The organism is Streptomyces sp. NPDC001027 (assembly GCF_040299045.1).
Lineage (GTDB): Bacteria > Actinomycetota > Actinomycetes > Streptomycetales > Streptomycetaceae > Streptomyces.
In genome coordinates this window covers 92,698-112,280 of the sequence record NZ_JBEPBI010000002.1, presented here as the reverse complement: position 1 = coordinate 112,280, position 19,583 = coordinate 92,698, and the positions used below count along the sequence as shown (strand labels likewise).

19 protein-coding genes and 1 pseudogene are annotated in these 19,583 nt (G+C 69.9%); 12 read left to right on the top strand and 8 right to left on the bottom strand.

Annotation, left to right across the window (positions count from 1 at the left end; all coding sequences use genetic code 11):
• Positions 1 to 35 precede the first annotated feature (35 nt).
• Entirely contained in the window at positions 36 to 1,040 is a 1,005-nt protein-coding gene (locus ABT300_RS01660) for a hypothetical protein (RefSeq protein WP_351670528.1), read from the bottom strand.
• Between the two features lie 757 nt (positions 1,041 to 1,797).
• On the opposite strand from ABT300_RS01660, the gene ABT300_RS01655 reads away from it, so the two are divergent.
• Positions 1,798 to 1,998 carry a DUF4236 domain-containing protein gene (locus ABT300_RS01655; RefSeq protein WP_351670525.1) on the top strand — a complete coding sequence of 67 codons (201 nt, stop codon included), beginning with the start codon at positions 1,798 to 1,800 and terminating at the stop codon, positions 1,996 to 1,998.
• A gap of 64 nt (positions 1,999 to 2,062) precedes the next feature.
• On the top strand, positions 2,063 to 3,592 hold the full coding sequence (locus tag ABT300_RS01650) for a helix-turn-helix domain-containing protein (protein WP_351670522.1): 1,530 nt from the start codon (positions 2,063 to 2,065) through the stop codon (positions 3,590 to 3,592).
• A 60-nt stretch (positions 3,593 to 3,652) separates the two neighbouring features.
• Here ABT300_RS01650 and ABT300_RS01645 read toward each other — a convergent pair whose 3' ends face one another.
• Together ABT300_RS01645 and ABT300_RS01640 are read right to left on the bottom strand one after the other, a co-directional pair.
• Positions 3,653 to 4,948, bottom strand: a complete 1,296-nt coding sequence (locus ABT300_RS01645) for an MFS transporter (RefSeq protein WP_351670519.1) — start codon at positions 4,946 to 4,948, stop codon at positions 3,653 to 3,655.
• Between the two features lie 84 nt (positions 4,949 to 5,032).
• Positions 5,033 to 5,830, bottom strand: a complete 798-nt coding sequence (locus tag ABT300_RS01640; protein WP_351670516.1) for an alpha/beta fold hydrolase — start codon at positions 5,828 to 5,830, stop codon at positions 5,033 to 5,035.
• A 204-nt stretch (positions 5,831 to 6,034) separates the two neighbouring features.
• Here ABT300_RS01640 and ABT300_RS01635 point away from each other — a divergent pair, with 204 nt between their 5' ends.
• Positions 6,035 to 6,598 carry a cupin domain-containing protein gene (locus tag ABT300_RS01635; protein WP_351670513.1) on the top strand — a complete coding sequence of 188 codons (564 nt, stop codon included), beginning with the start codon at positions 6,035 to 6,037 and terminating at the stop codon, positions 6,596 to 6,598.
• 27 nt (positions 6,599 to 6,625) lie between these two features.
• A complete protein-coding gene (locus ABT300_RS01630; protein ID WP_351670510.1) occupies positions 6,626 to 7,195 on the top strand; it encodes a carboxymuconolactone decarboxylase family protein in 570 nt (189 codons plus the stop codon).
• A 21-nt stretch (positions 7,196 to 7,216) separates the two neighbouring features.
• Here ABT300_RS01630 and ABT300_RS01625 read toward each other — a convergent pair whose 3' ends face one another.
• The 5 genes and pseudogenes from ABT300_RS01625 to ABT300_RS01605 form a co-directional block, all read right to left on the bottom strand.
• Positions 7,217 to 8,572: an MFS transporter gene (locus ABT300_RS01625; RefSeq protein ID WP_351670507.1), complete on the bottom strand. Its 1,356-nt coding sequence runs from the start codon at positions 8,570 to 8,572 to the stop codon at positions 7,217 to 7,219.
• Positions 8,573 to 8,625: 53 nt separating this feature from the next.
• Positions 8,626 to 9,822, bottom strand: a complete 1,197-nt coding sequence (locus tag ABT300_RS01620; protein WP_351670504.1) for an aminotransferase-like domain-containing protein — start codon at positions 9,820 to 9,822, stop codon at positions 8,626 to 8,628.
• Complete coding sequence (locus ABT300_RS01615) at positions 9,819 to 12,986, bottom strand: ATP-binding protein (protein ID WP_351670501.1); 3,168 nt, start codon at positions 12,984 to 12,986, stop codon at positions 9,819 to 9,821. Before ABT300_RS01615 ends, ABT300_RS01620 begins: the two co-directional genes overlap by 4 nt.
• Before the next feature lie 179 nt (positions 12,987 to 13,165).
• Complete coding sequence (locus ABT300_RS01610; protein ID WP_351670498.1) at positions 13,166 to 14,179, bottom strand: 2Fe-2S iron-sulfur cluster-binding protein; 1,014 nt, start codon at positions 14,177 to 14,179, stop codon at positions 13,166 to 13,168.
• 229 nt (positions 14,180 to 14,408) lie between these two features.
• Positions 14,409 to 14,597, bottom strand: a pseudogene (locus tag ABT300_RS01605) (NAD(P)-binding protein); the annotation flags it as partial.
• A 213-nt stretch (positions 14,598 to 14,810) separates the two neighbouring features.
• On the opposite strand from ABT300_RS01605, the gene ABT300_RS01600 reads away from it, so the two are divergent.
• The 8 genes from ABT300_RS01600 to ABT300_RS01565 all read left to right on the top strand — a co-directional run bounded on the left by ABT300_RS01600 (position 14,811) and on the right by ABT300_RS01565 (position 19,582).
• A complete protein-coding gene (locus tag ABT300_RS01600) occupies positions 14,811 to 15,545 on the top strand; it encodes an alpha/beta fold hydrolase (protein WP_351670495.1) in 735 nt (244 codons plus the stop codon).
• Positions 15,542 to 15,754: a 2TM domain-containing protein gene (locus ABT300_RS01595; protein WP_351670492.1), complete on the top strand. Its 213-nt coding sequence runs from the start codon at positions 15,542 to 15,544 to the stop codon at positions 15,752 to 15,754. Before ABT300_RS01600 ends, ABT300_RS01595 begins: the two co-directional genes overlap by 4 nt.
• A 65-nt stretch (positions 15,755 to 15,819) precedes the next feature.
• Positions 15,820 to 16,455 carry a DUF4188 domain-containing protein gene (locus ABT300_RS01590; RefSeq protein ID WP_351670489.1) on the top strand — a complete coding sequence of 212 codons (636 nt, stop codon included), beginning with the start codon at positions 15,820 to 15,822 and terminating at the stop codon, positions 16,453 to 16,455.
• Positions 16,456 to 16,555: 100 nt separating this feature from the next.
• Positions 16,556 to 17,227: a hypothetical protein gene (locus ABT300_RS01585; RefSeq protein ID WP_351670486.1), complete on the top strand. Its 672-nt coding sequence runs from the start codon at positions 16,556 to 16,558 to the stop codon at positions 17,225 to 17,227.
• Positions 17,224 to 17,535, top strand: coding sequence for a LysM peptidoglycan-binding domain-containing protein (locus ABT300_RS01580; protein ID WP_351670483.1), 312 nt, complete (start codon positions 17,224 to 17,226; stop codon positions 17,533 to 17,535). The genes ABT300_RS01585 and ABT300_RS01580 overlap by 4 nt, the downstream gene beginning before the upstream one ends.
• Positions 17,536 to 17,578: 43 nt before the next feature.
• Positions 17,579 to 18,718 carry a hypothetical protein gene (locus tag ABT300_RS01575; protein ID WP_351670480.1) on the top strand — a complete coding sequence of 380 codons (1,140 nt, stop codon included), beginning with the start codon at positions 17,579 to 17,581 and terminating at the stop codon, positions 18,716 to 18,718.
• A 58-nt stretch (positions 18,719 to 18,776) separates the two neighbouring features.
• The gene (locus tag ABT300_RS01570; protein ID WP_351670477.1) at positions 18,777 to 19,268 is read left to right on the top strand and encodes a phage baseplate assembly protein V; all 492 of its coding nucleotides are present in this window, start codon (positions 18,777 to 18,779) and stop codon (positions 19,266 to 19,268) included.
• Entirely contained in the window at positions 19,268 to 19,582 is a 315-nt protein-coding gene (locus ABT300_RS01565; RefSeq protein WP_351670474.1) for a hypothetical protein, read from the top strand. The genes ABT300_RS01570 and ABT300_RS01565 overlap by 1 nt, the downstream gene beginning before the upstream one ends.
• Position 19,583: the final 1 nt, after the last annotated feature.

Genomic DNA, 19,583 nt, shown 5'->3' with positions numbered 1-19,583 from the left:
CCGTTGCCTCGGTCGCGACACCGGGGCTGGCCGCGTCATACTCCGGTGAGTCCGAGGCGGTGGGCCAGGTCGTCCACAGCGGCGCGGTCCTGGTCGGACAGGTTCTCGCGCACCCCCAGGGAGATGCCCACGTCGGGGTCATCGAGCTTCGGTGTCATCACGGCCGCGCCCACGAACGGGGTGGTGTCGGGCAGCCGCATCGCCAGACGCTGTGCCCAGACCAGCTCGGAGCGAATCCACGCCATGCCGGTGCGGGCGGCGTCGAAGAGGAGGATGGTGGGCCTGGTCTTGGCCTGCCGGACCTTCTGCTCGTCTTCCAGGGCGGCCAGCACCTCGCCCTCCACATCGATCAAGTGAGGACCCGGCTCTGCGCCCCAGAAGCCGCCGGCGACAGTGACCAGCGAACCGTTCGGCAGGTAGTCGCCCTGGTAGATCCCGATGTTGAGTAGGAGACGTGTGCGAGCCGACCAGGGCTGGTCTATGACTTTGGTCTGGGAGCCCAGGTCCCTGCTGCGTACCCGCTGGAGTGTCTCGGCGACCACCTCGGCCCGTGTCGCGGACTTGATGGTGAGCGGCTGGGAGTCGGGCATGAGGCGTACGAGGACCGGCGGGGTGACGTCGGCGAGGGCGGCCTGGAGTTCGTCTCGCAGGTCTTGCAGGCCGTCCAGACGGCGGGCCTTGACCTCGATGGCGAGGTTCATGTCGCGCAGCATCAGGTCCGGATCAGTGGCCCCGTTGCGCTGGCCGAAGTCGAAGGGGATCCCGGCGCGTGCGAGCTTGGCGCCGGCAACCATCTCCGCTCGCGGGATCATCAAGTCGTCGAAGGTGCGGGCCTTGCGGAAGTCCCTGCGTACACCGCCACGACGCTCGGGTTTCGCCTTCTCCAGGGTCTCGATGATGTTCTCGAAGGCCGTGACGACGACCAAGGCGGAGCTGTCCGCGGGGATGTTCCCGGTGGCCTCGGCGATCAGGTCGGCCAGCGGGTGGTCCTGCGGCGCGTTTTCCATCCAGTCTTGCAGGAAGGGGAACGACGTACTCACATCAAGTCCTTGAGGGTTGGCCGGGCGGAGGAGGTGGTCACGCCTGCGGCACGGCCAGCGTACGCGCGCGCGGGAGCCGCCTGCATCGGGTTTCTGTAGGCTCCACCGCAGCATGTTGCTGGCAGGCTCTGCTATGAAGTGGCGGCTATTGCACGTATCTCCTCCGCCCCCCAAGGGGTGCCTGCGGCGACGCATCACTTTGCCATCGAACTTAGTCGCCGCTGGCCAGAAGCTCCTCGCCGACTAAGTTCGATGGCAAAGGACATCGCCGCCCCCTTGCCAGGGAAGGTCGCATTCCGCACTCGGCCCACCTCGCCCGGCCGCTCCCGCCGGGGGTGGACACGAGTCTGCCGCCGGTGGTGCGCGCGCCGTCCGTGATCTCTGCCACGCACCGAGCGGGAGGCATGGAAGCCGGCGCCCGCTCCTCGCCATCGATGCCGCACGTGCCACGGGAGCCCGGACGTCGCCACCGACACCCCCGCCCCTTCACCTCCGACGCCCGCTCCCCGTCGTCGGCGAACCCCGCCTCGCCGCGCACGAAACCCGGCCTGCCGGCCGCAGAAACGCGTTGCAATCGGTCCGTACGCGGTTTCCGAGTGGGGGCCACAAGGGCCCACAGCGGCATCCCGGGTGCGCGACAGGTGCGTTGGAGGCGCATGGGAGGCCTGCCGGACGCGCGTCGCACACGCCCCCGCCATGGGTCCGCCGAGCCGGGGTAGACGTCGACCGACGGACGCTTCGCGACGAAGGAGGCTCGATGCCCCTCACCTTCCGCAAGAGTTTCCGCATCCTTCCCGGGGTGCGACTGAACATCAACCGGCACTCCTGGTCGATCACGACCGGAGGCGGTCGGCACGGGCCGCGTCACACGCACAGCAGTACCGGACGTCGCACGACATCGATGGATTTGCCCGGACCTTTCGGGTGGCGCCGCACCCGTCAAGCCAGGCGGCGTTGACGGCATGTCACCCGAACAGCCCTCTCAAGAGGCGCCATCTCATATGTGAGATAACCTCAGCCTCATGGGAGACGACTACCTCGTACGCATCGGCAAGCTCATCCGTGACGCCCGGCAGCACCGGGGCTGGACACAGGCACAGCTGGCCGAGGCGCTCGGAACCAGCCAGAGTGCCGTCAACCGCATCGAGCGGGGCAACCAGAACATCAGCCTTGAGATGATCGCTCGAATCGGTGAAGCCCTGGACAGTGAGATCGTCTCGCTGGGCTACGCGGGGCCGATGCATCTGCGGGTCGTGGGCGGCCGTCGGCTGTCCGGTGCGATCGACGTGAAGACCAGCAAGAACGCCTGCGTGGCCCTGCTGTGCGCCTCGCTGCTCAACCAGGGGCGCACGGTGCTGCGTCGGGTCGCCCGCATCGAGGAGGTCTACCGGCTGCTCGAGGTCCTCGGCTCCATCGGCGTACGGACCCGCTGGATCAACGGCGGCGTCGACCTGGAGATCGTGCCGCCGGCCGAGCTGGACATGGCGGCGATCGACGCCGAGGCCGCCGTGCGCACGCGCTCCATCATCATGTTCCTCGGTCCGCTGCTGCACCGGATGACCCACTTCAAGCTGCCCTACGCGGGCGGTTGCGACCTCGGCACCCGGACCATCGAGCCGCACATGATCGCCCTGCGCCGGTTCGGGCTGGACGTCGCGGCGACGGAAGGGCAGTACCACGCCGTCGTCGACCGCGCGGTCCGTCCGGACCGGCCGATCGTGCTGACCGAGCGCGGGGACACGGTCACCGAGAACGCGTTGCTGGCGGCCGCCCGGTACGACGGGGTAACCGTCATCCGTAACGCTTCTTCGAACTACATGGTCCAGGACCTGTGTTTCTTCCTGGAGGCGCTCGGCGTCCGGGTCGAGGGCATCGGCACCACGACGCTCACCGTGCACGGCGTGCCGGACATCGACGTGGACGTGGACTACTCCCCCTCGGAGGACCCGGTCGAGGCGATGAGCCTGCTGGCCGCCGCCGTCGTCACGGAGTCGGAGCTGACGGTGCGGCGGGTGCCCATCGAGTTCCTGGAGATCGAGCTGGCGGTCCTGGAGGAGATGGGCCTCGACCACGACCGCACGCCGGAGTACCCGGCCGACAACGGCCGCACCCGGCTGGTGGACCTCACGGTCCGGCCCTCGAAGCTGGAGGCGCCGATCGACAAGATCCATCCGATGCCGTTCCCCGGCCTGAACATCGACAACGTCCCGTTCTTCGCCGCCATCGCGGCCGTCGCCCAGGGCAAGACCCTCATCCACGACTGGGTGTACGACAACCGTGCCATCTACCTGACGGACCTCAACCGGCTCGGTGGACGCCTGCAACTCCTGGACCCCCACCGCGTGTTGGTGGAGGGGCCGACGCGTTGGCGCGCCGCCGAGATGATGTGCCCGCCCGCCCTGCGACCCGCGGTGGTCGTCCTGCTGGCGATGATGGCGGCGGACGGCACCTCCGTGCTGCGCAACGTGTACGTCATCAACCGCGGTTACGAGGATCTCGCCGAGCGACTGAACTCGATCGGCGCGCAGATCGAGATCTTCCGGGACATCTGAAGGTCTTCATGAACAGCGCCGCCACACCCCTCGGGCATGTTCCGCCCCGCCGTTCCTCCGTCACACCGAACCAGAAGGGTCTCCCATTGGAATGCCGGCTGATTCGAGCGGCTCAGGCGCGGGCCGGAACGGGCGCGCCGGCTTCACCCGGGCGATGGTCATGACGTACAGGAGCAGACCGGCGGTGGTGAGGAGGAAGCCGGCCCAGACAGTGGACAGGGTCCCCCAGCCGGCGTCGAGGGCGATCGCGCCGCCGATCGCGCCGAGGCAGTTGGCCAGGTTGAGGGCGGCCAGGTTGAGCGTTCCCATCAAGGTCGGGGCGTCCGGTGCGAAACTGGTCAACCGGACCTGGACGGTGGGGATGGCGAACATCATGGTCGCGCCGACGCCGAACAGGCAGGGCAGCAGAATCACCAGGTTGTCGCCGGCCACACCGATCAGGACCAGGAACGCCAGCGCACCGCCGTAGCCCCAGATCAGACCGCGGTTCTCGTAGCGGTCGGCGACACGTCCGCCGACGTGGTTGCCGACCGCCATGCCCAGGCCGAAGACGGCGAGCGCGATCGGGATGAGCGAGGCGTCCCGCAGCGCCGCGTCGGTGACGAACGGGCCGATGAACGTGTAGACGGCGAAGATGCTGGAGACGCCGAGCGCCGCGACGGTGACCATCAGCCAGACGTCCCGCCGCCTGAGGGCGCCCAGTTCGCCCGCGAGGGAGCTGCCGCGCAGGTCGTCGGTGCGCGGCAGCCAGGCCATCAGGGCGGCTCCGGCGAGCAGTCCCACGGCGACCACGGTCCCGTACATGGCGCGCCAGCCGGCGTGCTGGCCGATGAAGGTGCCGAGCGGCGACCCGGCGATGGTGGCGAGGGTGAGTCCTCCCATCACGGTGGCGAACGCCTTGCCGCCCTTGCCCGGCCCGTACACGTATGCGGCGACGACGGCCCCGGCACCGAAGAACGCTCCCTGCACGCTGCCCGCGACGAACCGGAAGACGACGAACAGCACGATGTCCGGCGCCAGGGCGGAGAGCCCGTTGCCGACCAGGAACAGCCCGATCAGGCCGATCAGCAGCGTCCGCCGGTTGACCCGGGCGGCGAGCAGCGTGATCGCCGGAGAGCCGATCATCACCCCGACCGCGTATGCGGTGATCGCGTAGGTGGCGACCGGAACGGACACGTCCAGATCGGACGCGAACAGCTGGATGATGCCGTTGCTGCCGAACTCGCCGGCGCCGATCGCGAAGGTGCCCAACGCCAGTGCGAACAACGTCAGTTTCGGGTTCCTGGTGGGCGACTTCGCGGAGGTGTGCCGCTGCTCCTCGGCAGTGCACTGGCCGTCGTATGCGTGCTGATGCATTGTCTCGTCCTCGGGGGTAAGGGTCAGTTGGACGGCGTACCAGCCCGTGCGGGACCGGGAAGCGGACGTGGCTGCTTCGTGGTGTCAGCGCGCGGCGCGCTTGACGAGGGCGGCCGTCGCCGCGGGCTGCGCGATCATCGCGACATGCGAGGTGTCGGCCTCGAAGGTGTGTGCGCCGGCCCGGTTCGCCATGAACCGCTGCGCCGCCGGAGGCAGTACCTGGTCGTCGCGGCCCACGAGGTACCAGGACGGAACGGTCTTCCAGGCCGGGGCGCCGGACGGCTCCCCGAGGGTGCGCACGTCCGCGGGCCGCTGACCGGCCCACATCAGCTCGGTGGTCGCCTTCGGCAGGTCCGCGGCGAACACGTCGTGGAAGAGCTCCTTCTTGATGTATCCGTCGACGAGGCCCTCTCCGTAGGGACGGAAGTCCAGCGCCGCCTCGCTGAGCCTGCTTCCCGGGTACTTCGTCTGCAGGCCCAGCAGCGTCTCGCCCTGATCGGGGACGAAGGCGTTGACGTAGACGAGCGCTTTGACGTTCGGATTGCCGGTCGCGGCGTTCGTGACGACGATCCCCCCGTAGGAGTGCGCGACGAGAACGAGCGGGCCCCTGAGGGTCGCGAGGATGCCGGCCAGATAGGCGGAGTCGGAGGACACGCCGCGCAGGGGGTTGGGCGGTGCCATGACGGGATATCCGTCGCGGATGAGCCGGGAGGCCACCCCGTTCCAGCCTGAGGCGTCGGCGAACGCGCCGTGCACAAGCACCACGGTCGGCTTCCGGGCGCTGCCGTTTCCGGTGTGCGCCTGCGCGGCGGGCGCGTCGAGTGCGGCACCCACTACGACCGCGGCGGATCCGGCCAACAGCCCCCGGCGAGTTGTCTTCATCGATATACACCCTTCGAAATCCGTTGTTCTCAGTGATCGCCGGTCAGCGTAAAACCGGTCACTTGACGAGCGCTGAACGGAAATCCGGCGCCCTCCCGGGCCGATTCACCATCAATTCCGTCGTTGTCAAGCACGCCGAACTAGCCTCCGGACAGAAACCGCAGCCGTTTCCCGAGAATTCGAGCAGAAGGAGAGGACTCCGCCGTGAGCTCGACTCGACCGTTCCGAAGGATCGTGACCGGCCATGATGCGTCCGACCGTGCGCAGGTCACGCAGGATGCGCCGCCGTCGCGCGTGGTGCAGATCGGCGGGCCTGGTGGCCCGACCTTCTACGAGGTGTGGAACACCCGTGAGACCCCTGCCGTCATCGACCGGCGGTCGGGCGAGCCGGCGGAGGACGATCTGGTGCTCGGACCTCCGGAGCGCGGCACTCGCATCAGGGTGATCGATTTCCCGCCGGAGGACGACCGAATTCGAACCCTGACGCAGGCCGAGGCAGCCGAGAAATTCGGGGAGATGGGCGGTGCCGACGCCACGCGATCCGCCGCAGGCGCCCCGCATCCGTTGATGCACCGCACGCAGACAATCGACTATGGAATCGTCATCGAGGGCGAACTCACATTGGTCCTCGACGAGAGTGAGACCACCGTCCGCACCGGAGACATCGTGATTCAGCGCGGAACCAATCACGCGTGGGCGAACCGGTCGAAGGCGAACTGTCGTGTCGCCTTCATCCTGATCGACGGTCAGTACACCGACGGACTGTGACGGACCATGACACGGAGAAGAATTCGCATGCGCATTCAACCCATCCCGCCCGACAAACTGGACCCGCGACTCCGCGAGGTGCACGACGGCATCGCCGGACTGGTCACCGAGGAGCAGGGCCGCGTCGTCATCCTCGACGACGACGGCGCGCTGGTCGGGCCTTTCGCGGCGATGCTGCGCTTCCCCACGTTCGGGGTACCCGCGCTGTTCCTCCAGCGGGCGGTCGCGGCCGAGGCTCGGCTCGATCCCATCGTTCGCGAGGTGGCGATCCTCACCGTCGGCAGCGCCTACGGCGCCCGCTACCTGCTGTACGCACACGAGCGAACGGCAGACGAGGTCGGCCTCCCCGCGCCGCAGATCGCGGCCCTGGCCTCGGGAGGGCGTCCCTCCGGGCTCACTGACGGGCAGGCGATCGCGCACGACGTCGCGAGGGCGTTGACCTCCGGACACACCTTGCCGAACTCGACATACGACCGAGCCACCGAGCTGTTGGGCGAGGAAGGGGTCGGTGAGCTGGTGTTCCTCATCGGCAGCTACTGCCTCATCGCGATGGTGCTGAACTGCTTCGACGTGCCCGTCCCCGGCCAGGACCGCTGAACCGCATGGACGGGGGAAGCCTCACCCCACTGCTTTTTCCTGCGCGTCGGCACGCGGCGCCGCGCTGTGGGCGCGCTGGTCCAGGGTGTACCGGCGTTGCAGCACGATGGCGATCGTCATGAGCACGGCCGGAACCAGGGTGAAGCCGTAGCGAACGGCCGCCAGGGCACCGGAGGACTGCGTGGTGTGCTCGCCCGCGGTACTGGCCACGAACCCGCCTACGGCCAGGCAGGCCGAGTACACGTACGGCCCCAATGCGCCGCCGGTCGCCTCGGCGGCGGTCCACACGCCGGTGTAACTTCCGGCACTGGCGGTACCGGCGGGCCCTGCGGCGGCGATGACGTCGGGCACCATCGACAGCGGCATCAGCTGCATCGCGGCGAACGCGACGCCCAGCATGGCCACGGCCGCGATCAGCAGGGGCAGGCCGGCCGCGGCGCCCAGGGCCAGCACCAGCGAGCCGATCACGAACGCGGCCTGGGCGACGAGCAGGCTGCGCTGCTTGCCCAGACGCCGGGCCACCAGCACCCACAGGGGCGTGGTCAGGACCGCCGGCGCCATGAACGCCGCGATGAGAACGGTCGTCAGGGAGGAGTGGCCCAGTTCGTACTCGGCGAAGTACGGCATGGCGGCCAGTACCAGGTTCATCGTGATCGCGACGGTCAGATAGGACGCGGTCAGCGCGCGGAAGTGCCGGTCGCTCAGCGCCACCAGCAGCCCGCCCCGGCGCCCGGGCTCGGCCGGGGTGCCCGGCGCGGCCCGGTTGAGGCGGGCGACGCCGGTGATGCCGACCAGCATCGCCGCAAGCATGACCGCGCCGAGCCACAGGGCCATTCTCGTGTAGTCGCCGACGCCCGGATCGTCGCCGGCGACCGCCGGCGCGGCCACGCCGGCGAGCAGGACGCTCACGGTGATCACGACATTGCGGTAGCCCATGAGGCGGGTCCGCTCGTGGTAGCCGATTCCCAGGTCGGCCGGTGTGGCCAGGTAGGAAACCTGGTAGAGCGAGTAGAGCAGGTTGCCGGCGACCAGTGCCACCGCGACCCATATCGCGGCAGTTGTCCCGTGCAGGTCCGACGGCACGGCGAACAGGGCCACGAAGGCGAGCACCACGACGCAGCCGGCCGTCATCAGTCGCCGTCGGTGGCCGGTGGCAGCCAGGCCGGCATCGGAGAGCCGGCCCACCCACGGGTGCACCACGATGTCGGCGACGTTCGGCACCAGCAGCGCGAGACCGGCCGTGTACGGCGGCACGGCCAGCACGTCGGTCAGGAAGTACAGCAGGAAGATGCCCGGCACGGTGACCCAGATGCCCATGCCGACCGAACCGGCGGCGAACGGGACGAGTGCGCGCAGGGGAAGCCGAACGTCGGTCATGAGCCGCCTCCAGGGAATCCAGCACAGGGGACTGTCGTTGCTCGCGTGCGTCCTCAGAAGGCCAGGGCCAACCGGCGTACGGCCTCCCGCAGTTCCTCCGGGGTGCGGTCGCTGTAGGCGAATCGCAGATGCCGGCGCGAAGACGGCCGCCGGGGGTCCGCCGCGAAGTACTCGCCCGGTTGGTAGAGCACACCGTGGGCGGCCGCCCGCCGGAACAGCGCCGCAGGGTCCACGGCGTCGTCGGTGAGCCGCGGCCAGAGGAACAACCCGCCCTCGGGGGCCACGATGTCGAAGGCGCCCGGGAGTTGTTCTTTCAGGGCGTCGAGCAGCGCGCCGGCGCGTTCCTGGTACAGCGCGGTGGCGCCGCGCACGATCCGGTCGAAAAGACCGGCGTCGTCGGTGAGCAGGCGTTCGATGATCGCCTGGGTCACCGAGGAGGTGTGTACGTCGAGGCGGTTGCGCAGCCGGATCACCGGCTCCACGAGGTGGTCCGGCAGCACCAGCCAGCCCACGCGCCAGCCGGGGCCGAGGGTTTTGGTGAAGGTGTTGACGTGGATCGCCCGATCCGACTGGTGGAAGACCGCGACACCCTCGTCCTGGCCGCCGAACCGCAGTTCGCGATACGGGTCGTCGACGATCGCATAGAAGCCGTACCGCTCGGCGAGCTCGATCAGCGCCTGCCGCTTCGGCGCCGAGAGACTGACCTGGGCGGGGTTGTGGAAGTCGGGCACGGTGTAGGCCGCGGCGATCCGGGCGCCGGTGGCGAGCCGCCGGGCGAGGTGTTCGACGTCGAAGCCGTCGGCCACGACCGGTACCGGCAGGGTCCGCGTCGTCGACACCTCCAGTGCCCACAAGAAGCCCGGGAACACCGGATCGTCCACCGCGACGGTGGCGCCGCGCTCGACCACGGTCAGCACCGCCAGTGCGAGGCCGTGCATGCCACCGTTCGTCACCACGATCCGGCTCGGGTCGACGCCCTCCCGTTGCGCGATCCAGTCGCACAGCGCGGCGGATCCGCGCGCCGGCGCGTACTGCAGGCTCGCGACCGCCGCGTCGGGGTCCTGCCACAGCTGCGCCGATGCCTGGCCGATCGCCTCGACCGGCAAGGCCGTGGGCGCGGGGATGCCCCCCAGCAGGCGAATCGTGCCGGGGGCAGGGGCGGCCAGGCTGGCGTCGACGAAGCCCTTCGGCGCCGAGAGCCCACGGGCCAGGGATGTCAGCCCGTTCTGTTCCCCAGGGCCTGCGGTCATGTACTGCCTCCAGGTCCTGAGAGGAATCGTTCGGCGCGGTGGGCGAACAGGTGCGCCTCGTATGCGGTGGAGTGCGTGTAGGCCCGTTCGGCGGCGGCGCGGACAGCGGCGAGGGGCGCACCGCGGGCCTGCAGCAGGCGCGCCTTCAGCAGCAGGAGCAGTCCCTCGGCGTACCGCTGGCCGTAGTCCCACATGGCCTGGTCCGCTCGGTCGAGAGCGGTTTCGGCCCGGTCCGGCGATCCGGCGGCCAGCCACATCTCGGCGATCAGTACGCAGTGGTAGGCGATGCCCCATTGCGGCGGCTGGAGCAGGTGCGCGACCAGGAGTTCCTCGGCCTCGGCCGCGGCGCCCGCCGGATCCTCGCCGGTGAGGGCGCGCGCCCAGCACCAGAACTGCCGGATGTAATGGTCGATGTGGGCGCTGAGGCGGGCGAGGCCGGCGGCGACCCAGCGCTCGCCGGCTCGCCGTGCCGTTTCCGCGTCCCCGGCCATGGAAGCGATCATGGTCGTGTAGTAGACCCAGACCGAGGCCGCGTACGGGTCCCCCGGGGTGTCCCAGGTGTCGACGAAGGCCAGCGCCGTGTCGACATCACCGTGCAGCGCGGTCATGACCGCCCGCCAGCCGGGTCCTTCCCCGGGAATGCTGCCGTCCCGCCGCAGCGGTGTCTCTTCGTCCGGGGCGGCGGTGCCGTCGACGGCGGCGACATCCTCCTTGCTGAAGGACCGGTACGCCTCGCCGATGTTGCCGATGTCCCACTGATGCAGACCCCAGGCCTGCCGGCCGTAGCGTCGGACGGCAGGAGAGGAGGACGCCTGCCCGACCTCGTGCATGCGGCGGGCCAACTGCCCGCGGTCCTTCTCGATGGCGGTGTAGGCGCCCATCAGACGGATGAAGAGGAAGTCGGCGGCCTCCGACTCCCGGCCGAGGGTGCGGGCCAGGTACTCGGCCCGCCCCAGCAGATCGAAGGTCGAGGCGTCGTACCCCGACTGTCGTCTGACGACGATGGCCAGCAGCGTGAGGGCGGAGAACTCCAGCTCCATGAGTCCTGCGGCGCGCGTGACCTGTACGGCGGAGCGCAGCTGTCGGCCGGCGGACTCGAAGGCGAGTTTGGCCGCCGCGCGGCGCCCGGCGCGGATGAGCGCCTCCGCGGTGCGATCGGGCTCGGCGAGAGGGCCGGCGGCCCACAGGTGGTAGGCGAGGCGTTCGGCGACGTCCTCGTCGTCGGCGTGGATCTGTTCGAGCGCGTCCGCGACGCGCAGATGCACTCGAGTGACCTGCTGTTTCGTCGCGGTCCCGGAGACCGACTCGCGCACCAGGTCGTGCGCGAAGCGGAGCGAGGACGGGTCCTGCGGCCCGGGTTCGAGCATCCCGAGCGTGTGCAGCGGTTCCAAGAGATGGAGACAGTCCGCGACGTCCACACGGGTGGCCCGCGACAGCAGCCTGACGTCGACGTCGCGGCCGATGAGTGCCGCCACGTGCAGCAGGTCGCGGGCGTGGGCGTCGAGCCCCGACATCCGGTCGCGGACGACGTCATGGACGGTGGAGGGGACACCGGCCGGTGCGGACGGGTCGCCGTCGCCGATCGCGCCGCCGCCGCTGAGGAGCCGGGACAGCTCACGGACGAAGAACGGATTGCCGGAGGTGCGGGCGTGGATGGCGCGGGCGACGGCGTCGCCCGGATCCTGGCCGGCCTCGTGGCGGATGAGTTCGGCCACGTCGGCCGGCGCGAGCGGGCCGAGCCGGAACCTGCGGTGACCGGGCCGTCGGCTGGCGGCGGCCAGCACGCGGGAGAGGTCCGGGCCGAGTGCGGGCGCGCGGTCGCGCAGCGCGCCGATGATCGCGCTGCCGTGGGGCAGCCGCCCCGCCAGGTGCTGGAACAGCTGCAGGGAGGTGGCGTCGGCCCATTGGAGATCGTCAAGGATCAGGAGTGTCGGCCGCCGGGCCGAGGCTTGTCCGACGAGGGCGACGACCTGTTCGAACAGCCGGAACTGGGCGTTGCCGTCGGGAACCTCTCGGCTCGCGTCGTCCCGTGCCGCGAGGAGGCTTCCCAGCCCTCCGGTGAGCCACTGTTCGCCCGCCTCGGCGGGCAGACTGCGGACGACCCGGCTCAGCGCCTGCTCCCATGGCCACATCGCCGGTGTCCCGTCGCCCTCCAGACAGGAGCCCCAGACGGTGAGTGCGCCCAGCCGGTCCGCGACGGCGGCGGCCTCTTCCAGGAGCCGGGTCTTGCCCGCGCCCGGTTCGCCTTCGACGATGCCGATCGCGGTGTCGCCGGCGAGTGCGCGCTCCACGATGCGCCGCAGTACGGCGAGTTCCTCGGTCCGGCCGAACATGGTCGTCGTCGGGGCCGGCCCGGCCTCCTCGTCCACCTCCCGCACACGCGGCACCGCCGGGGGCTGCGCGAGAACCCGCCGCTGCGCGTCCTCCAGCGCCGGCCCCGGGTCGATGCCGAGTTCCTCGGCGAACCGGTCGCGGACCTGCCGATACACCGACAGCGCCTCCGCCTGGCGTCCGGTGGCGCCGAGGACGCCGACGAGAGCGGCCAGCACGGGTTCGTTGAACGGTGCCATCGATGCGGCCAGTCGCAAAGCCGCGAGCACCCGGTCCGGCCGGCCGATCGACACGGCAAGCTCCGCCGCCGCCGTGCACGCGTCGAAGAACTCGTTGTCGAGTGCGGCGAAGACCGTCGTGGCGTTCGTCCCGTCGGCGATGCCGTCGCCCGCCGGGCCGTGCCAGAGCCCGAGCGCTCCGACGTAGTGATCGAGGGCCACCTCGTGATCGTGCCTGGTCAGCGCGGCCCTGGCGGCATCGACGAGTTCGCGGAACCCGACGATGTCCAGCGCGGCAGGGCCGACGAGGAAAGCGTAGGAATTGCCTCGACGGTGGAGGAACGAGCCGGCTTCGCGAACGGGCAGCAGAGGCTCGAACAGCCGTCGCAGTGCGCCGACGTATTTCTGGAGAATGTTCACGGCCGACGCCGGGACGTCCTCGGCCCAGATCAGGTCGACCAACTCGCTCGTGCTGATCGGCTTGCCCGCGCGGGCGAGCAGGATCGCGAGCAGATACGACTGCTGCCGAGGCCCGGGGTCCAGTTCGACGCCGTCCCGCCAGATACGCAATGGACCGAGAATCTGCAGACGCAGATGTCCGCCGGAGGAAGCCATGCCCACCCCACCCCTGTTCACGGCCCGACCACACTCGGCTGCGGCGTAGCCACCTTATGGTTGGTCCGAGGTCCGGGTCCATGCGCCGGGGCGACCGCTGGGCGGTGCTGTCGTGGCGGAACCAGGTTCGCGCCCTTCCGGCTGTCGGAAGCCGTGCTCCGTCCCGTCCTGCTGACCGATCACCAGGTCCTCGGTGGGCAGTGTCTGGCAGGCCGGCCGCCAGCCCGCCGCCAGCCCGCCGCCAACTCGTCGGCGGAGAACATCCCCCGGTCGTCGGTCTCGTAGGCGCCGGAGAGCACCCGCACCCAACACGTACCGCAAGCGCCTTCGCCGCAGGACTGGGGCAACGCGACACCGACGGCGTTGGCGGCGTCCGGGACCGACTGCCCGGGGCCGCACGGCAACGCCGGGGTGCCGTCCACCGTGTCGATCATGAACTCGGTGACACCGGCCGCCGCGGCGGCGAGGGCGATGGCGTGCGCCTTCTCCCGGCGGGTCTCCTTGCTGCGGCCGGACACGAACGCCTCGGTGTGGACGGCCTCTCGCGGAACCCCCGGTTCCGCCAGGCGGCCGATCAGGTCCTGCATCATGGGCGGCGGCCCGCACAGGTGCACACGGGTCGACAGGCCTGCGTGGGGCAGCAACTCGTCGTACCCGATCCACCCTTGTCGGTCGGTCGCGAAGACCGACACCTCCAACCCCGGCAGCCGGAACCGCAACGCCTCGATCTCCGGCCCGAACAGCACCTCGTCCTCGGTCCGGAAGCTCGCCGGCAGGACGATCCGCCCCGTGTGACCGGCGTCGGCAGCCGCGAGCAGGACGCTCATCAGCGGGGTGATGCCGACTCCCCCGGCGATGAGCAGGAGTGTGTCCGCCGTTGCTTCCTCGGAGCCCGGCTCCCAGGTGAACTCCCCGTGCGGGCCGCTCAGCCGCAAGGCCGGCCCGGACTCCCGTTCCTCGTGCAGGAACCCCGAGCCCAGCCCGTCCGGCTCGTGCTTCACGGCGATCTCGACGAAGCCGGTCTCCCCGGGACTGCTGCAGATCGAGTACGACCGTTCGATCGGCCCGATGGCGACGGGCAGCTCGACCTTCATGTACTGCCCGGCGGCGAACGAGAACGGCATCGCGTCCCCGGCCAGGGGTTCGAGGCGTATCCGCCGGACCGTAGGGGTCAGCACCTCGATGCCGGCCACGCGCAGACACCCCTCCCAGGGCCCGGCGCGTGGTCCGGAAGAATCGGTCGATCGCGTCGGACTCGGCAGGGAACTGTTCCTTCAGACGCTCACGGAACCGTTCCTTCGTGGCGGGGACGGCGAAGTCGAACCCCGGGAAGTGCAGGGCGTCGTAGTCGTCCGGCAGGGGCGAGAGCTGTGCCCTGCCGTCCGTCATGAACCCGAGGAACGGGCCGGTGCTCGCGCTCATGTAATGCAGCCCGGTACCGAACCGGTATCGCCCGGCGCGGGAGAACTCGTGCGTCATCCCGCCGAGCGTGTAGTGCTGTTCGAGGACGAGCACACGCTTCCCGCCGAACTGCGCGATCGTGCGCGCCGCCGCGAGCCCACCCATACCCGAACCGATCACCACCACATCGGCTTCCTCGTCCGACACCATCGGCAACCCCCCGGTCGTCTGTCCTCCGAGGCGCTCAGGTTGGCCGGACCGGCTTGACGTCGACTGAATGATCAGTGAAGACCGCTTGGCACCAGGTCGCGGCCTCATTCCATTCCCGTCCAGTGCGCCGCCATAGCTTTGCGCCGAGCGTGACGTTCCCCGCAAGCGCGGTGCGAAGAAGTGGTTGTCCTCCGAAGGAAAGGCTGGTCCAGGGTGAGCAGGAAACCGACGATCGTGCTCGTGCACGGAGCCTTTGCCGACAGCAGTGGCTTCAACGCCGTCACCAAGCGGCTTGTCGCCGACGGCTATTCAGTGGTCGCCGCGCCGAATCCGCTTCGAGGGCTCGCTTTCGACGCGGCCAACGTCAAAGCCCTGCTGGACAGCATCGAGGGACCGATCGTGCTGGTCGGGCACTCGTACGGCGGTGCGGTCATCTCCATGGCCGCCGAGGGAAACGCGAACGTGAAGGCACTGGTCTATCTGGCGGCGTTCGTGCCGGAGACGGGTGAGAGCGCGCAAGCGCTGGTGGAGAGGTTCCCGGGCAGTACCGTGGGCGAGTCCCTCAAGCCCGTGCCGCTGCCCGACGGACAGGTGGACCTCTACATCGACCCCAAGGTCTTCCATCCTCATTTCGCGGCCGACGTGTCGGCAGCGGAAGCCGCCCTCTACTCGATCACGCAACGCCCGGCCACCGGCGCCGCCCTTGGCGAGCCCGCCACCGGTGCACAGGCATGGCACACGATCCCGTCCTACAACCTGATCAGCGGCGCTGACAGGATCATCCCACCGGCGACGCAGGAGTTCATGGCCCAGCGCTCCGGCGCGAAGACCCAGGTGGTCGAGGGTGCTTCGCACCTGGTGTTCGTCTCCCGGCCGGGCGCGACGGTGGCCCTCATCGAGACGGCCGCACAGGAGGGGCAGGAAGGGCGGGAGGGGCAGGAGAGGTGACGCACAAAAGCGAGAAAGCCATGAGGTGGGGACTGCGGATCCATCTCTTCTGGTACGTCATCGCCAATATCGCTCAGGTGGTGCTGTGGGCGACCCTCACTCCGGACCTCTTCTTCTGGCCTCTGTGGTCGATTCTGGGCTGGGGTATCGGGCTGGCAAGCCACTTCTGGGCAATTCGCGTGAAATCCCGTTCGCTCGCCCGGCCGTGAAACAGAGGAGACTCATGTCCGAGAAAGTAGTTCCTGGCCGTCAGACCTCCGGCGCCGAAGGTGACGTGGTCGTCTTCCACATCGGACTACGGAACAACCGGCTGCGAGCGTTCTCCAGTTGGTTGCCGGCATTCATGTCCATGCCGCGCATGCTGCGCGAGCTGTCTCAGGAAAAGGGCAGCGGGCTGCTCGGCTACAAGGTGCTGTACGGCGGTCTCCGAGACTTCTACGTCGTTGAGTACTGGTCCGACAAGGAAAGCCTCCTCGCCTACGCCCACCAGCAGGACAAGGAGCACCGGCCCGCATGGTCGGCGTTCAACCGACGCGCACGCGCCGGGAAGGGGCATGTGGGCATCTGGCACGAGACGTTCATCGTCCCGGCGGGCTCCTACGAGTCGGTGTACGTCGACATGCCCGCATACGGCCTCGGCGCCTCCCAGAGCAGCGGGCGTCACCGCACTGGGCAAGTCACCGGCTGGGTAGGACAGTTGATCGAACACGGCACAACTCGAAGTCGCTCGGCCCGGACTTCTCTGCGGTGCGGGAGCCTGCGCCTCGGGCGTAGCACCACGACTGCCGATCGAAGCGAACGACCTCAGCAGCCGCTGATCCGTCCGGCCGGAAATCGGCGCCATGAGCGCATCCATGAACGGGTATCAGCTGAAGCAGCCGGGGACCCGGCCAGGCCCGGTGTCCTGTGACCCCGGCTCGCCCGCCGTCGGCCGGTGACGCGGCAGTGACGCCGGAGTGACGCGGGGTCGGCCATGATCGCGCAATGCGGACAGACAACGGCATGCGCCGATGAGCGGGCGTACGGACGCGGTCCGGACTCCCCGCGGCGCGCTGGTCGGGGTCGATCCGGCCAATCCGCTGGCCGGCCTGGTGGTGTTCCAGTACAACCCCGACGAGATGACCCGGCGACTGGTCGCCCGGACGTCGGAGGGCGACGACGGGGCCGGTGGCGCCCGCAGTGAGGCGCTGCGCCTCACCGGGGCCCCGATCGAGACGATCAGCCTGGCGATCGAGGTGGACGCCACCGACCAGTTGGCGGACGGTGATCCGGAGGCCGCGCTCCTCGGCATCCACCCCCAGCTGGCGGCGCTCGAAATGCTGCTCTACCCCAAGAGCTCGGTGGTCCTGGAGAACCTGGCGCTGACGGCGCTCGGCACCATCGAACTGATACCGACGGAGGCGCCGCTCACCCTGCTGGTCTGGGGAGTCGGGCGGGTCCTCCCGGTGCGGCTGACGTCCTTCTCGATCACCGAGCAGGCGTACGACGCCCAGCTCAACCCGATCCGGGCGCGGGCGGACCTGGAGCTGCGGGTGCTCTCCTACAGCGATCTGTCGGTCACCCATCCGGGACACCACCTCTTCCTGGCCCACCAGATCGCCAAGGAGGCCATGGCCACGCTCTCCGCCCGGTCGGCGGTGGGCCGGTCCGTGGCCGGCGGCATCGGAGGGCTGTTCCGTTGACGACCGATCCGACCGGCCGGTACTCCGCGCTGGACGTGGTGACCGCCACCGTCCCGGACGGTACCGGCGGCAGCCGCGAGGTCCGCTGTCTGAGCCGCAGGCTGCTCCCCATGCCGGGCAACGCGCCCACCCTCGCCGAGCACACGGTCGTCCCCGGGGACCGACCGGACACGATCGCCGCCGCCGCTCTGGGCGACCCCACCCAGTTCTGGCGGATCTGCGACGCCCATCCGGTGATCCATCCGGACGAGCTCACCGCCGCCGACCGGGTCGGGACGCGGATCCGCATCCCGTTCCCCCTGCCGTGACCGCGACCCTGCCGCCGTACCGGCCCATGGAAGGGAGGAGAGCATGGCGATGCTGAGCACCTACCTCACCGTGCTCCTCGGCTCCACGGTGCCCGTACCCGCGCCGCCGCGGCTGGTGGAGAACCTCCAGCAGGTGCAGGTCACCATGTCCGACAGCGCCAGATCCGGATTCCAGCTGGTCGTCGCCGCCGGACGCGGTGGGTCGGCGGGTGCGTTCGACCAGCCGTTGCTCGCCGAGCGGTATCTGCGGCCCTTCGACCGCGTGGTGCTCGTCCTGACGCTGCGCGGCACGCCCACGGTGCTGATGGACGGGGTCATCACCCACCGGGAGCTCACCCCGGGCTCGGCCTCCGGTCCCGCCGCCCTCACCGTCACGGGGGAGGATCTCGGCGTACTGATGGACCTGGAGGAGCGGACCGCGGAGTATCCGGCGCAGGGCGAGGCCGCCATAGCCACCCGGCTGATCCTGGGCTACGCACGCTACGGGCTGGTGCCCAAAGTGGTCCCGCCGCCGGTGACCGACCTGCCGCTGCCGATCGAGCACATCCCGGTTCAGCGGGGCACGGACCTCGCCCAACTCACCGCGATGGCCAGGCGCTTCGGCTATGTCTTCCACATCACCCCGGGCCCGCTGCCGCTCACCAGCACCGCCTACTGGGGCCCTCCGACCCGGGTCGGCAGACCGGCGCCGGCGCTCTCGGTCGACTTCGGGCCGCAGACCAATGTCGAGGAGCTCGCCTTCAGGTCCGACGCCCTGGCCGCCACCCAGGTCCACGGCCGGGTCCAGGACCGGCTCACCGACACGGTGATTCCGGTCCGCAGTGTCGGCAGCGTCCGGCCGCCCCTCGCGGCGGAGCCCGACTGGCTGGTCAACCGGCATGTGCGCACCACCCTGCTGGACGGGAGCGGCCTGACCGCCGCCCAGGCGTTCGGCAGGGCCCAGGGCATGGCCGAGGAGTCCAACGACGGCTCGCTCACGGCCACCGGCCGACTCGACACCGAACGCTACGGCGGACTGCTCCCGGCCAGGGGACTGGTGGGTGTTCGCGGGGCGGGCTGGTCGCACGACGGCCTGTACTACGTCAAGCAGGTCACCCACTCGATCACCCGGGGGCGGCACACCCAGGAGTTCACGCTGACCCGGGAAGGCATCGGCTCCACCACCTTGGTGGTGCGGCCGTGAAGCACCAGGAGCGAGTGAACGGGTCCGGACCGGCCGGACAGGGCGAGCGGGGAGCATCATGAATCAGCACTTCGGCAAGTACCGGGGCAAGGTCAGCAACAACGTCGACCCGATGTTGCGGGGCCGCGTCCAGGTCAGCTGCCCCGACGTGCTCGGCGACGTGACAGCCCTGTGGGCGATGCCGAGCGTGCCGTACGCCGGGCCGGGCGTCGGTCTGCTCGCCGTCCCCCCGATCGGGGCCGATGTCTGGGTCGAGTTCGAGGGCGGCAACGCGGCTCTGCCGATCTGGAGCGGCTGCTTCTGGGGCAGCGGCCAGGCACCCGGCGCCGGCCCCATGACCAAGGTGTTCAAGACCGACGGACTGAACCTCACGGTCGACGACCTGCCGGGATCGGGCGGTGTGACCCTGGAGGTCGGACCACCCGTGGTCGCCACGCCGCTGACCGTCTCCCTGACGGCCGCCGGAATCGAGCTGTCCAACGGAGCCGCGAGCATCAAGCTGACCGCGGCCTCCGTGTCGGTCAACGACGGTGCCCTGGAAGTGATCTGATGCCAGGTCAGCTCATGCATCTCGGCGCGACGGTCATCTGCGCGCACTCCGGCCCGGCGCAGCCCACCCAAACCGAGCCCCGGGTGCTGATCAGCGGCATGCCGGCGGTGACCGCGACGGCGCCGTACACGGTCGCGGGCTGCACCCTGCTGCAACCCCCGGGCCCCTGCGTCACCGCCCAGTGGGTGTCCACCGCGACCCGGGTGCGGATCGGCGGGCTCCCGGCCCTGCTGTCCGACGGAAGGGCCCAGTGCACACCCACGGGCACCCCGCTGAGCGTGCTGGCCACCCAGACCAGGGTGAAGGGGATCTGAC